The organism is Methylobacterium brachiatum (assembly GCF_900113845.1).
GTDB lineage: Bacteria > Pseudomonadota > Alphaproteobacteria > Rhizobiales > Beijerinckiaceae > Methylobacterium > Methylobacterium brachiatum.
Window position 1 is genome coordinate 86405 of sequence record NZ_FOQW01000018.1, and the last position, 13938, is coordinate 100342.

The window sequence follows — 13938 nt, forward strand, 5'->3', positions numbered from 1 at the left end:
GGTATGATGGGGGTCCGTCTCGCCCTACCACCTGTCCACCTCCCGCCTTCCGCTTCCGTTCCTTAAGCCAGAATCCGACGGGGCTAAGGAAGAGGCGCTCAGCGCAAAGTCCAAGATTCCTGCTACAGACACGAATGCCAGTGACGCGCTTCGCGACACCGGCGAAGGGGCGGCCCCGTCGCGTCCCCGCGCGCCGGTCGCAGCCGATGTACGGTTGCTCGGTATCGCCACCGAGCACCTGTCCCGACTCGGACCCAAGCGCGTGACGGTGGTCGCCGTCGCGGCGGAAGCCGGGATGACGCATGCCAACGTCTACCGCTATTTCCCGTCGAAGGACGCGCTCCTCGACGCGGTGGCCGGACGCTGGCTGCGCGAGGTCGAGGCGCGGCTCGCCGGCATCGCCGACGCGCCCGACCCGGCCGACGACAAGATCGAGCGGCTGCTCACCGCTCTCGCGACGGTTCAGCGCGACGCCTTGTTCGACGAGCCCAACCTGTTCGCCGTCCATCTCGACGCCACGGTCTCGGCCCGGCCCATCGCCCGACGGCACCGGGTGCGCCTGCGCAGCCTGGTGGAGCGCGTGGTCGAAGAAGGCATCACCTCGGGGATCTTCTCCGCCCGGGACCGGGAGCGGGCGATCGCCTACATCTTCGATGCGAGCTATCGCTTCACCCATCCGCTCGCGATCCAGCACGATGCGGAAGTCCCGCGCGACCTGATCGAGGCCCGGTTCGGCGCGGTGATCCACGCGATCCAGCGGGTCCTCCGCTCCGGGATTCTCTGACGCCGCAAGCGCGCGGCTCGGCGCCTGCTGATGCATCTCAAGGCCCGGACATCGCGTCCGGGCCTTTCGCGTTTCAGCGCCTGCGATCAGGGCGCGATCCACAGGGTGGAACCGGGCCGAAATCGGCGAAATGACAAGCTTTCGGATGTGTCATCCCGGCTTTCCGGGTCGGCCGAGCCAGAGTGCGGCGCACCTAAAACCCTCCCGCCATTGATGTTTCATCGCCGTGTCCTGCCCCGCGCGAGCGCCGGCGCGAGCCGAACCACCCCGGCTGCAACCGGCCATCGGGTTGAAGCGCCGAGGCTTTTCGGTCACACAGCCGCGCAGATTCCAGAGCGGCGAATCCCGCGTCGGACCCGGCCACCGGACGGTCCCGACGCCTCGCCGATCCCACCGAAGACGACACGCAGCGGAGGTTGATCCGACATGGCTCGCAACAAGATCGCGCTCATCGGTGCCGGCCAGATCGGCGGCACCCTGGCCCTCCTGGCTGGCCTGAAGGATCTCGGCGACGTGGTGCTGTTCGACATCGTCGACGGCGTGCCGCAGGGCAAGGCGCTCGACATCGCCGAGGCCGCCCCGGTCGAGGGCTTCGACGCGACCTATTCGGGCGCCAGCGACTATTCCGCCATCAAGGGCGCCGACGTGGTGATCGTCACCGCCGGCGTGCCGCGCAAGCCCGGCATGAGCCGCGACGACCTGATCGGCATCAACCTCAAGGTCATGCAGGCGGTGGGCGAGGGCATCAAGAGCTACGCCCCGGACGCCTTCGTGATCTGCATCACCAACCCGCTCGACGCGATGGTCTGGGCCCTGCAGAAGTTCTCGGGCCTGCCCACCAACAAGATCGTCGGCATGGCCGGCGTGCTCGACTCGGCCCGCTTCCGCCACTTCCTGGCCGACGAGTTCAAGGTCTCGGTCGAGGACGTCACCGCCTTCGTGCTCGGCGGCCACGGCGACGACATGGTCCCGCTGGTGCGCTACTCGACGGTGGCCGGCGTGCCGCTGACCGATCTGGTCAAGCTCGGCTGGACCACCCAGGAGAAGCTCGACGCCATGGTCGAGCGCACCCGCAAGGGCGGCGGCGAGATCGTCAACCTGCTCAAGACCGGCTCGGCCTTCTACGCGCCCGCCGCCTCCGCCATCGCGATGGCCGAGAGCTACCTGCGCGACAAGAAGCGGGTCCTGCCCTGCGCCGCCTATCTGGACGGCCAGTACGGCGTGAAGGGCATGTTCATCGGCGTGCCGATCGTCATCGGCTCCGGCGGCGTGGAGCGCGTCCTCGAAGTCACGTTCGATCCGGCCGAGAAGGCGATGTTCGACAAGTCCGTCGCGTCGGTGACCGGCCTGATCGAAGCCTGCAAGGGCGTCGACAGCAACCTCGCCTAAGATACGGCCCGGAGCGGTGCGGTTGCAGCCGAAGCGGGGGCCGGTCACGGTCCCCACAGGCGGCTCGTCGCGTCGCTCTCCGCTCCTTGCTTCTCGCTCCTCATCAAGAGGCCCCGATGAACATCCATGAATACCAGGCCAAGGCCGTGTTGAAGGAGTTCGGCCTGCCGATCTCCCGCGGCGTGGCGATCTTCGACCCGTCGGAGGCCGAGGCCGCCGCCAAGGAACTCGGCGGCCCGGTCTGGGTCGTGAAGAGCCAGATCCACGCGGGCGGCCGCGGCAAGGGGACCTTCAAGGACGCCCCCCAGGGCGCGAAGGGCGGCGTGCGGGTCACCAAGTCCATCGACGAGGTGAAGCAGTACGCCAGCGAGATGCTCGGCCAGACCCTGGTGACGATCCAGACCGGGCCGGCCGGCAAGCAGGTCAACCGCCTCTACATCGAGGAAGGCGCCCAGATCGCCGAGGAATTCTACCTCTCGATGCTGGTCGACCGCGCCACCGGCGGCGTCGCCTTCGTGGTCTCCACCGAGGGCGGCATGGATATCGAGGCGGTCGCCCACGACACGCCCGAGAAGATCCACACGATCCCGGTCGATCCCGCCACGGGCGTGATGCCCCATCACGGCCGCGCAGTCGCCAAGGCCCTCGGGCTCACCGGCGCCCAGGCCAAGGAAGCGGCCTCGCTGACGGAGAAGCTCTACACCGCGTTCGTGTCCAAGGACATGAGCATGCTCGAGATCAACCCGCTGGTGCTCACCGCCGACGGCCATCTCAAGTGCCTCGACGCCAAGATCTCGTTCGACTCGAACGCGCTCTACAAGCACGCCGACATCGTCGCGCTGCGGGATGAGACCGAGGAGGACGCCAAGGAGATCGAGGCGTCCAAATACGACCTCGCCTACATCGCGCTCGACGGCACGATCGGCTGCATGGTCAACGGCGCCGGCCTCGCCATGGCGACGCTCGACATCATCAAGCTCTACGGCGAGAGCCCGGCCAACTTCCTCGATGTCGGCGGCGGCGCCTCCGAGGAGAAGGTCACGGCGGCGTTCAAGATCATCACCGCCGACCCGCAGGTGAAGGGGATCCTCGTCAACATCTTCGGCGGGATCATGAAGTGCGACGTCATCGCCCGCGGCGTCATCGCCGCCGTCAAGGCGGTGGGCCTGCAGGTGCCGCTGGTGGTGCGCCTCGAAGGCACCAACGTCGAAGAGGGCAAGGACATCATCCGGGGCTCCGGCCTCAACGTGATCCCGGCGGACGACCTCGACGACGCCGCCCAGAAGATCGTCGCCGCCGTGAAGGGAGCCTGATCATGTCGGTGATGATCGACGCGAACACCAAGGTCATCTGCCAGGGCTTTACCGGCAAGAACGGGACCTTCCACTCCGAGCAGGCCCTCGCGTACGGGACCAAGATGGTCGGCGGCACGAGCCCTGGCAAAGGCGGCTCGACCCATCTCGGCCTGCCGGTCTTCGACACGGTGGCGGAGGCCCGCGAGGCCACCGGCGCCGACGCCTCGGTGGTCTACGTGCCGCCGCCCGGCGCCGCCGACGCGATCTGCGAGGCGATCGCCGCCGAGATCCCGCTGATCGTGTGCATCACCGAGGGCATTCCGGTGCTCGACATGGTCAAGGTGAAGCGGGCGCTCACCGGCTCGAAGTCGCGCCTCGTCGGCCCGAACTGCCCCGGCATCGTCACCGCCGGCCAGTCGAAGATCGGCATCATGCCGGCCAACATCTTCCGCCAGGGCTCGGTCGGGATTGTGTCGCGCTCGGGCACGCTGACCTACGAGGCGGTGTTCCAGACCACCAATGCCGGTCTGGGCCAGACCACGGCCGTGGGCATCGGCGGCGACCCGGTGAAGGGCACCGAGTTCATCGACGTGCTGGAGCTGTTCCTGGCCGACCCGAAGACCGAGTCGATCGTGATGATCGGCGAGATCGGCGGCTCGGCCGAGGAGGAGGCCGCCCAGTTCCTGAAGGACGAGGCCAAGCGCGGGCGCAAGAAGCCGATGGTCGGCTTCATCGCGGGCCGCACGGCGCCTCCGGGCCGCCGCATGGGCCATGCCGGCGCGATCATCTCGGGCGGCAAGGGCGGCGCCGAGGACAAGATCGCCGCCATGGAGGCCGCGGGCATCCGCGTGTCGCCGTCGCCGGCCCGGCTCGGCTCGACGCTCGTCGACGTCCTCAAGGGCTGAGGCGCGCGCCTGCGTCGCGGCCCGCGCAGGGCCGCGACCCCCATATCGACCGGGACGGGGCGGTGAACCGCCCCGGATCACTTTCAGGGCGATCCGCCCCGCGAGCGGGTCGCCGTAAGGGCAGCCAGCCTGCCCGCGCGACAGGATGAACGGACCATGGCACGCCAGGACGTGAACGAAGCGCTTCTCGAAACCTCGTTCCTCTACGGCGCCAACGCCGCCTACATCGAGGAATTGCAGGCGGCCTACGCCCGCAACCCGGCCTCGGTCGATCCGGAATGGCAGACCTTCTTCAAGGGGCTCGGCGAGGACGAGACCCTGGTCGAGAAGAACGCCGCGGGCGCGTCCTGGGAGAAGCCCAACTGGCCGGTGCCGCTGAACGGCGAGCTGGTCTCGGCGCTCGATGGCAATTGGGGCGCCCTCGAGAAGGCGGTCGGCGACAGGATCGCCGCCCGGGACGCCAAGGAGGCCAAGCCCGGCAAGCCGGTCGACAGCGTCGCCGCCACCACCGGCGTGTCGGTGGAGCAGGCGACCAAGGATTCGGTCCGGGCGATCATGCTGATCCGCTCCTACCGCATGCGCGGCCACCTGCACGCCAAGCTCGACCCGCTGGGGCTGGCCCCGCGCGGCGACCACGAGGAGCTGCACCCGCAGCATTACGGCTTCACCGAGGAATCCGATTGGGACCGCCCGATCTTCCTCGACAACGTGCTCGGCCTTCAATTCGCGACGATCCGCGAAATCGTCGACATCCTCGAGCGGACCTACTGTCAGACCCTCGGCGTCGAGTTCATGCATATCTCCGATCCGGCCGAGAAGGCGTGGATCCAGGAGCGCATTGAGGGCAAGGACAAGGAGATTTCTTTTACTCCTGAAGGCCGCAGGGCCATCCTGAACAAGCTGATCGAGGCCGAGGGCTTCGAGAAGTTTCTGGATCTCAAGTATACCGGCACCAAGCGCTTCGGCCTCGACGGCAGCGAGGCGATGATCCCGGCGCTGGAGCAGATCATCAAGCGCGGCGGCGCGCTCGGCGTGCGCGAGATCGTGCTCGGTATGGCCCATCGCGGCCGGCTCAACGTGCTCACCAACGTGATGGCCAAGCCGTTCCGGGCGGTCTTCCACGAGTTCAAGGGCGGCTCCGCCTCGCCGGCCGAGGTCGAGGGCTCGGGCGACGTGAAGTACCACCTGGGCGCCTCCTCGGACCGCGCCTTCGACGGCAACAACGTCCACCTGTCGCTCACCGCCAACCCGTCCCACCTCGAGATCGTCGATCCGGTCGTGCTCGGTAAGGTCCGGGCCAAGCAGGACCAATGGGCCAAGCCGCATATCCAGCGCGCCGCCGTGCTGCCGTTGCTGATCCACGGCGACGCCGCCTTCGCGGGCCAGGGCGTGGTCGCGGAGTGCTTCGGCCTGTCGGGCCTGAAGGGCCACCGCACCGGCGGCTCGGTGCACTTCATCATCAACAACCAGATCGGCTTCACCACCGATCCGCGCTTCTCGCGCTCCTCGCCCTATCCGTCGGACGTGGCGAAGATGGTCGAGGCGCCGATCTTCCACTGCAACGGCGACGATCCCGAGGCCGTGACCTTCGCGGCCAAGGTGGCGGTCGAGTACCGGCAGAAGTTCGGCAAGCCGGTCGTGATCGACATGCTGTGCTACCGCCGCTTCGGCCACAACGAGGGCGACGAGCCGGCCTTCACCCAGCCGAAGATGTACCAGCGGATCCGCAAGCATCCGTCGGTGCTGGAGACCTACGGGCGCAAGCTCGTCGAGAACGGTACCCTCGACCAGCAGGCGCTGGACGCCCGCAAGGCCGAGTTCCGCCAGATGCTCGACAGCGAGCTCGACGTCGCCACCAACTACAAGGCCAACAAGGCCGACTGGCTGGACGGCCGCTGGGCCGGCTTCAAGGCGGTGCATGAGGATGTCGACGATCCGCGCCGCGGCCGCACCGCGGTGCCGGCCGAGACCCTGCAGGAGATCGGCCGCAAGATCACCCAGGCGCCCCCGGGCTTCCACCTGCACCGCACGATCCAGCGGTTCATGGACAACCGCGCCAAGGCGGTCGAGACCGGCGCCGGGATCGACTGGGCGACCGCCGAGGCCCTGGCCTTCGGGGCGACCCTGCTCGACGGCAACCGGGTCCGGCTCTCCGGCCAGGATGTCGAGCGCGGCACCTTCTCGCAGCGCCACGCGGTGGTGATCGACCAGGAGAACGAGCAGCGCTTCACGCCGCTCAACGCCATCCGCGAGGGCCAGGCCTCGATCGAGATCGTCAACTCGATGCTCTCCGAGGAGGCGGTGCTCGGCTTCGAGTACGGCTACTCCCTGGCCGAGCCGAACGCCCTCGTCCTCTGGGAAGCCCAGTTCGGCGACTTCGCCAACGGCGCCCAGGTGGTGATCGACCAGTTCATCGCGAGCGGCGAGCGCAAGTGGCTGCGCATGTCCGGCCTCGTGCTGCTGCTGCCGCACGGCTACGAGGGCCAGGGTCCCGAGCATTCCTCCGCCCGCCTGGAGCGCTACCTCCAGGCCTGCGCCGAGGACAACATGCAGGTGGCCAACGTCACCACCCCGGCGAACTACTTCCACATCCTGCGCCGGCAGCTGAAGCGGGACTTCCGCAAGCCGCTGGTGCTGATGACGCCGAAATCGCTGCTGCGCCACAAGCGGGCGGTCTCGACGCTCGACGCCCTAGCCGAGGGATCCACCTTCCACCGCGTCCTGTGGGACGATGCCGAGGAGGAGGGCGCCCCCAACAAGCTGGTGCGGGACGACAAGATCCGCCGCGTCGTGCTGTGCTCCGGCAAGGTCTATTACGACCTGCTGGAGGAGCGAGAGAAGCGCGGGCTCAACGACATCTACCTGATGCGCGTCGAGCAGCTCTACCCGTTCCCGCTCAAGGCGCTCGCCACCGAGATGGGCCGGTTCCGCAACGCGGACGTCATCTGGTGCCAGGAGGAGCCCAAGAACATGGGCGCCTGGTCCTTCGTCGAGCCCTATCTGGAATGGGTGCTCGGCCAGGCCGGCTCCGCGGTGAAGCGCGCCCGTTACGTCGGCCGCCCGGCCTCCGCATCCACGGCCGTGGGCCAGATGTCGAAGCACCAGGCCCAGCTCCAGGCGTTCCTCAACGAGGCGCTCGCGGTCTGATCTCTAGGACCCGCTGAGTTTTCGAGACCTGGCGGCGACCCGCTCGGGCCGCCGCCCTCAATCTCCAGGCCGTCCGGCACGGCCCAACCGATCCGGAAGTGCGAAAGACCATGGCTACCGACATCCTCGTCCCGACGCTCGGCGAATCCGTGACCGAGGCCACCATCGGCCGCTGGTTCAAGAAGCCCGGCGACACGGTCGCGGCCGACGAGCCGATCGTCGAACTCGAGACCGACAAGGTCACCCTGGAGGTCAACGCCCCGGCGGCCGGCCAGCTCGGCGAGATCCTGGCCAAGGACGGCGAGACCGTCGAGCCCGGCGCGCTGCTCGGCTCGATCGTCGAGGCCGGCGCTTCGGCCGGCGGCAAGAAGGCCGCCGCGAAGGAGGCCCCGAAGGAGGCTGCCGAGACCAAGGCCGAGAGCCGCAGCGAGGCGCCCAAGGCCGCCCCGTCCGCCAAGGCCGAGGCGCCGGCCCAGGAATCCTCCGCCGGCTACGGCAACCACGGCGATGCGGGCGCCCCCGCGACCCAGCAGCGCCCGACCGGCGATAACGGCCCGGCGGTGGCCAAGCTCGCCCGAGAGAGCGGTCTCGACCCGGCCGGCCTCAACGGCTCCGGCAAGGACGGCCGCGTCACCAAGGGCGACATGCTCGGCGCGATCGCGAAGGGCCCGGCCCCGGCCGCCGCCCCCGCCAAGGAGGCTCGCCCGACCCTGCCGCGCGCGCCTTCGGCGCCGGACGATGCCGCGCGCGAGGAGCGCGTGCGCATGACGAAGCTGCGCCAGACCATCGCGCGCCGCCTCAAGGACGCGCAGGACACCGCCGCGATGCTGACGACGTTCAACGACGTCGACATGTCGGCCGTGATGGCCCTGCGCAGCCAGTACAAGGACATCTTCGAGAAGAAGCACGGCACGAAGCTCGGCTTCATGGGCTTCTTCACCAAGGCGGTGATCGGCGCCCTCAAGGACGTGCCGGCGGTCAATGCCGAGATCGACGGGCAGGACCTCGTCTACAAGAACTACTACCACATCGGCATCGCGGTCGGCACCGATAAGGGCCTGGTCGTGCCGGTGGTGCGCGACGCCGACGACCTGTCCATCGCCGGCATCGAGAAGACCATCGCCGGCTTCGGCAAGAAGGCCCGCGACGGCAAGCTGTCCATCGAGGACATGCAGGGCGGCACCTTCACGATCACCAACGGCGGCATCTACGGCTCGCTGATGTCGACCCCGATCCTCAACGCCCCGCAATCGGGCATCCTCGGCATGCACCGCATCGAGGAGCGCCCGGTGGTCCGGGCCGGCAAGATCGAGGCGCGGCCGATGATGTACCTCGCGCTGTCATACGATCACCGGATCGTCGACGGTAAGGAGGCCGTGACTTTCCTGGTGCGGGTCAAGGAGGCCCTGGAGGATCCGGCCCGGCTCGTGCTGGATCTGTGATCGAGACGGTCACTCGCCGGAATGCAAACATGGGTTTTCGTCTCAGAGATCGTTCGAAATCTGGGACTGGCCCTAGCCGCCTTGGTCGGCGCGGCGCTGGCTTGGCGAAAGCTTGCGCCGGAAATGAAGCAAGCTGGGTCCGCCGCATCACAGGCGGAATTGGCACGCCGTGCTCATGTCACGGAACTCTTCAACCGCGCGGCCGGGCAACTGGGCGACGAGCGTCTCGAAGTCCGGCTGGCGGCTATCTATGTTCTTCGCGAGATCGGGCGCGACTTTCCCGATCTCGCGGATCCGGTCTTCGAACTCCTGCAGGCGCATCTGCGCGAGCGGCGGTCTCGCTACGAGGATTCGGAGCCGCCCATCGACGTGAAGGCGGTTATCGAAACGCTGCGCATGAGGATTTCCGCTGATGACTCATCAAGCGAAGCCTAGAATGCACCCGGTCGTCAATCTTCAGGGCGCTTTCATTCGCCACACGGACCTCAGCAATTCCGATTTGCGACACGCGGATCTTTCACGCGTCGATGCAAGCGGCGCTGTGTTCCGAAATTCGGATTTCCTCGATGCACGCTTGAGTGGGGCGATTCTGCGGGGCGCGGATCTTACCGATGCGCAGAACCTCACCGAGGCCCAGCTCGCGACCGCTATCCTCGACGAGCACACGCGATTGCCGGCCTATATCGACCGCCGAACGCTCAACGGTCAGTCGCGCGAAGCCATGGGAGTCGAGCTTTGACAACGTCGCCTGATTCCGTCGCCATCGTCACCGGCGGCAGCCGCGGCATCGGGCGGGCGGTGTCGCTGCTCCTGGCGGAGCGCGGCTACGCGATCTGCCTGAGCTACGTCTCCGATTCGGCCGCGGCCCAGGCGGTGGTGGATGCGATCACCGTCAAGGGCGGCAAGGCGCTGGCGGTGCGCAGCGATGTCGGCGTCGAGGCCGACGTGCTCGCCCTGTTCGAGGCCGCCGACGGGCTCGGTCGGCTCGCCGCGCTCGTGAACAACGCCGGCGTGGTCGACCTGAAATCGGACGTGGCCGACATGAGCGCGGCCCGGCTCCTGCGGATGATGAACACCAATGTCGTCGGCAGCTTCCTGTGCGCCCGGGAGGCGGTGCGGCGCATGTCGACCAAGCGCGGCGGGGCAGGGGGCGCCATCGTCAACCTGTCCTCGGTGGCCGCCCGCCTCGGCGGACCCGGCCAGTTCGTCGATTACGCAGCCTCCAAGGGCGCGATCGATACACTGACCATCGGGCTCGCCCGCGAGGTCGCCGGGGAGGGCATCCGGGTCAACGCGGTGGCGCCCGGCATCATCGCCACCGAGATCCATGCCAGCGGCGGCGAGCCCGACCGGGTCGAGCGCCTCGGGCCCGGCGTCCCGATGGGCCGCGCCGGCACCGCCGAGGAGGTCGCCGCGCCGATCGCGTGGCTGATCTCGGAGGAGGCGTCCTACACCACGGGCGCCATCCTCGACGTCGGCGGCGGCCGCTGACCCCACCCTTTCCATCTCCCTTCTCTCCGACCGCCCCAGGCGGCATGACCGACCGGAAGCGAACTCCCATGTCCTACGATCTCGTCGTCATCGGCACCGGCCCCGGCGGCTATGTCTGCGCGATCCGCGCGGCACAGCTCGGCCTGCGGACAGCCGTGGTCGAGAAGCGCGCGACCCACGGCGGCACCTGCCTCAATGTCGGCTGCATCCCGTCGAAGGCGCTGCTCCACGCCTCCGAGGCCTTCGAGGAGGCGAACAAGCACTTCGCCGATCTCGGCATCGAGGTCAGCGGCGTTAAGCTCGACCTCAAGAAGATGATGAGCTTTAAGGCCGAGGGCGTGGCCGGCAACACAAAGGGCGTCGAGTTCCTGCTCAAGAAGAACAAGGTCGACACCTTCCACGGCACCGGCAAGATCGCGGGCGCCGGCCGGGTCGAGGTCGTGTCCGAGGATGGCGGCAACCAGATGCTCGAGACCAAGAGCATCGTCATCGCCACCGGGTCGGACGTGACGCGCCTGCCGGGCGTCACCATCGACGAGAAGGTGGTGGTGTCCTCCACGGGCGCGCTCGAGCTCGACCGCGTGCCGAAGAAGCTCCTGGTGATCGGTGCCGGCGTGATCGGGCTGGAGCTCGGCTCGGTCTGGCGCCGGCTCGGCGCCGAGGTCACCGTCGTGGAATATCTCGACCGGGTGCTGCCCGGCATGGACGGCGAGGTCGGCAAGCAGTTCCAGCGGATCCTGACCAAGCAGGGCATCCAGTTCAAGCTGTCCACCAAGGTGACCGGCGTCGAGGTCGGCAAGAAGGGCGCGAACGTCACCGTGGAGCCGGCCGCGGGCGGAGAGGCGGAGATCCTGCAGGCGGATGTGGTCCTCGTGGCGATCGGCCGGGTGCCCTACACCGAGGGGCTCGGCCTCGACACGGTCGGCGTGCAGCGCGACGACAAGGGCCGGATCCTCACGGATTCGCACTACGCCACCAACGTCACCGGCATCTACGCGATCGGCGACGTGATCGCCGGGCCGATGCTCGCCCACAAGGCCGAGGATGAAGGCGTCGCGATCGCCGAGATGCTGGCCGGGCAGTCGGGCCACGTCAATTACGGGGTGATCCCGAACGTGGTCTACACCTTCCCGGAGGTCGCTTCCGTCGGCAAGACCGAGGAGGAGCTGACCAAGGACGGCATCGCCTACAATGCCGGCAAGTTCCCGTTCACGGCCAACGGCCGCGCCAAGGCGAACGGCACCACGGACGGCTTCGTGAAGGTGCTGGCCGATGCCCAGACCGACCGGGTGCTCGGCGTGCACATCGTCGGGGCGGATGCCGGCAACCTGATCGCCGAGGTCGCGGTGGCGATGGAGTTCGGTGCCTCCTCCGAGGACATCGCCCGCACATGCCACGCGCACCCGACCCTGACCGAGGCGGTCAAGGAAGCGGCGCTCGCCGTGTCCAAGCGCGCCATCCACGTTTGATCGGCAAGACCCGGCGCGGGATCAAGCGATCTTGCGCCGGGCGTTCGGCAGGTCGGCGATCCGCAGGAGCGCGCTCGGCGCCGGCGAAGCGGTGAGCGCGTTCAGAAGATACGGCCGGCGCAGGCCCAGGGCATTGTGCAGCGCCAGGTCGATGTCGCGGGGGTAGAACGGCATCCGCAAAACGGCGTCCACCCCGAAATAGCGCCCGGCCTGGGCGATCGGCTCCAGTTCGGCGGTGGTCAGCAGAGTGATCCGTGTCGCCAGGCCGAGCGGTTGGAGCTGGCAGGCGAGCTCCATCCCGTCGATGCCGCCAAGCTTCACATCGATGAACGCGAAGTCGTAGGCGCCGAGCTTCAGCTGCTTGAGGGCGTGGCGGCCGCAATCGGTCTCCTCGAGCTCGATCGCGAAGCCGCTGCGCGCCACCACCCGGCTGATCGCGGTCCGCCCGGCTGCCGACGAGCAGGCGAGCAAAGCCCGGGTCGGGGTCCGGCGGCGGGCATCGGCATGGAGGAGCTGCTCGATGTGGCTCGGATTGAGCGGCGTCTTCAGCACCTCGTAGGCGCCGAGGCTCTGGGCAATCTCCTGCCAATGCGCCAGCACGCGGGTGGCGACCAGAACGAGGCAGGGCGGCTCGGCCCCCGCCCGGCGTGCCACCGCGACGGCCTCGGGTCCGCTCAGGTCCTCGAGCTGCAGCCCGACGAAGGCGAGACTGGGGCGTTGCCGGAGAAGGTTGTCGCACAGCGCCTGGCCCGACGTCGCCTCGGCGATCACGGCCGTTGGGTCGAAGCGTTGGACGATTGCCTTGAGGGCGGCGCGTCGCCCGGCATCGCAATCCGCGATCACGACACGGGCGGGCGACCTGGCCTCATCAAGCTCCATGGCACCGCCCCGACAGATCCAATTCCCCGATCAGGAGAATGGACGCGGATCATGACGAAGCCCTTAAACGTGCGCTCGAATAGACGCTTCGAGACATATTCAGCGCAACAATCGCGTATTAGCCACCCTTATCACTGCTATAGGCCAATCGAGTTCAGCGGCCGGCGCGGGGATGCGCCGCCGTATAGGCGCTCATGAGCCGGGCGGCATCGACCTGGGTGTAGAGCTGCGTCGTCGACAGGGAGGCGTGGCCCAGCAGCTCCTGGATCGCGCGCAGCTCGCCCTGGCGGGCGAGCAGATGCGTCGCGAAGGAGTGCCGCAGGGCATGCGGGGTCGCGCTCTCGGGCAGGCCGAGGGCGCCGCGGGCGCGGGCCACGGTGTACTGGATGATGCGCGGAGACAGCGCGCCGCCGCGGGCACCGACAAAGAGCGGCCCCTCCGGCGGCAGCGGCAGCGGGCAAGCGGCCACGTAATCGGCCACCGCCTGCGCGACCACCGGCAGGATCGGGACCATCCGCTGCTTGCCGCCCTTGCCCAGCACCGTCACCTGATCGCTGCCCGGAAGCGGCGCGTCGCGGCGGGTCAGGCCGAGGGCCTCGGAGATGCGCAGGCCGGCGCCGTAGAGCAGGGCCAGGACCGCGGCATCCCGGGCGAGCACCCAGGGCTCGCGCTCCTCGCCGGCCCGGATGGCCGTGTCGGTGAGCGCCACCGCGGCGGCGACGGGCAGCGGCCGGGGCAGACGCCGCGGAACCTTGGGCGCCCGCACGCCGCCAAGCGCCGAGACGCTGCCGTAACCCTCGCGCTCCAGGAACCGCCCGAACGAGCGCAACCCGGCGAGCATGCGCATCAGCGAGCGGCCGGACACCTCGTCGGCCCGGCGCGCGGCCATGAAGGCACGGATGTCGCGCACCTTCAGGGCCACCAGCATCGGGATGGTCGGCGTGCCCTGGCGCAACGCGAGGTGGAGCAGGAACTGGCGCACATCGCGGCTGTAGGCCTCGACGGTGTTGGGCGACATCCGCCGCTCCCGCGCCAAGCCATCGGCCCAGGCATGGACCGCCTCGCGCAGGCGCGAATCGCCCGGAATCAGGATCAGGTCGTCGGCCGTCTCGCGCGCGCTCATGGCCCCACTCGACC

General features: G+C 68.7%; 12 protein-coding genes. 10 read left to right on the forward strand and 2 right to left on the reverse strand.

What is annotated here, in order from left to right; all coding sequences use genetic code 11:
- The first annotated feature begins 214 nt into the window (after positions 1 to 214).
- The 10 genes from BMZ47_RS22030 to lpdA all read left to right on the forward strand — a co-directional run bounded on the left by BMZ47_RS22030 (position 215) and on the right by lpdA (position 11922).
- Complete coding sequence (locus BMZ47_RS22030) at positions 215 to 784, forward strand: TetR family transcriptional regulator (protein ID WP_007560094.1); 570 nt, start codon at positions 215 to 217, stop codon at positions 782 to 784.
- 426 nt (positions 785 to 1210) lie between these two features.
- Positions 1211 to 2173 (forward strand): malate dehydrogenase, encoded by a 963-nt coding sequence (gene mdh, locus BMZ47_RS22035; protein ID WP_091864211.1) that lies wholly within the window; start codon positions 1211 to 1213, stop codon positions 2171 to 2173.
- Positions 2174 to 2289: 116 nt separating this feature from the next.
- The gene (gene sucC / locus BMZ47_RS22040; RefSeq protein ID WP_007560098.1) at positions 2290 to 3486 is read left to right on the forward strand and encodes an ADP-forming succinate--CoA ligase subunit beta; all 1197 of its coding nucleotides are present in this window, start codon (positions 2290 to 2292) and stop codon (positions 3484 to 3486) included.
- Positions 3487 to 3488: 2 nt separating this feature from the next.
- Positions 3489 to 4373 carry a succinate--CoA ligase subunit alpha gene (sucD, locus tag BMZ47_RS22045; RefSeq protein ID WP_007560100.1) on the forward strand — a complete coding sequence of 295 codons (885 nt, stop codon included), beginning with the start codon at positions 3489 to 3491 and terminating at the stop codon, positions 4371 to 4373.
- Positions 4374 to 4529: 156 nt separating this feature from the next.
- Entirely contained in the window at positions 4530 to 7520 is a 2991-nt protein-coding gene (locus BMZ47_RS22050) for a 2-oxoglutarate dehydrogenase E1 component (RefSeq protein ID WP_091864212.1), read from the forward strand.
- 110 nt (positions 7521 to 7630) lie between these two features.
- A complete protein-coding gene (gene odhB / locus BMZ47_RS22055; protein ID WP_091864213.1) occupies positions 7631 to 8962 on the forward strand; it encodes a 2-oxoglutarate dehydrogenase complex dihydrolipoyllysine-residue succinyltransferase in 1332 nt (443 codons plus the stop codon).
- Positions 8963 to 8983: 21 nt separating this feature from the next.
- Positions 8984 to 9397, forward strand: coding sequence for a hypothetical protein (locus tag BMZ47_RS22060; RefSeq protein ID WP_244536902.1), 414 nt, complete (start codon positions 8984 to 8986; stop codon positions 9395 to 9397).
- 1 nt (position 9398) lies between these two features.
- Positions 9399 to 9701, forward strand: a complete 303-nt coding sequence (locus tag BMZ47_RS22065) for a pentapeptide repeat-containing protein (protein WP_244536903.1) — start codon at positions 9399 to 9401, stop codon at positions 9699 to 9701.
- Entirely contained in the window at positions 9698 to 10453 is a 756-nt protein-coding gene (locus BMZ47_RS22070; protein ID WP_091864216.1) for an SDR family oxidoreductase, read from the forward strand. Before BMZ47_RS22065 ends, BMZ47_RS22070 begins: the two co-directional genes overlap by 4 nt.
- Positions 10454 to 10521: 68 nt before the next feature.
- Positions 10522 to 11922 carry a dihydrolipoyl dehydrogenase gene (lpdA, locus tag BMZ47_RS22075; protein WP_091864217.1) on the forward strand — a complete coding sequence of 467 codons (1401 nt, stop codon included), beginning with the start codon at positions 10522 to 10524 and terminating at the stop codon, positions 11920 to 11922.
- Positions 11923 to 11943: 21 nt separating this feature from the next.
- Here the strand turns inward: lpdA and BMZ47_RS22080 are convergent, their stop codons facing one another.
- On the reverse strand, positions 11944 to 12801 hold the full coding sequence (locus BMZ47_RS22080; protein ID WP_091864218.1) for a response regulator: 858 nt from the start codon (positions 12799 to 12801) through the stop codon (positions 11944 to 11946).
- 154 nt (positions 12802 to 12955) lie between these two features.
- Positions 12956 to 13924 carry a tyrosine recombinase XerC gene (locus BMZ47_RS22085; RefSeq protein ID WP_091864219.1) on the reverse strand — a complete coding sequence of 323 codons (969 nt, stop codon included), beginning with the start codon at positions 13922 to 13924 and terminating at the stop codon, positions 12956 to 12958.
- Between the last annotated feature and the right edge of the window lie 14 nt (positions 13925 to 13938).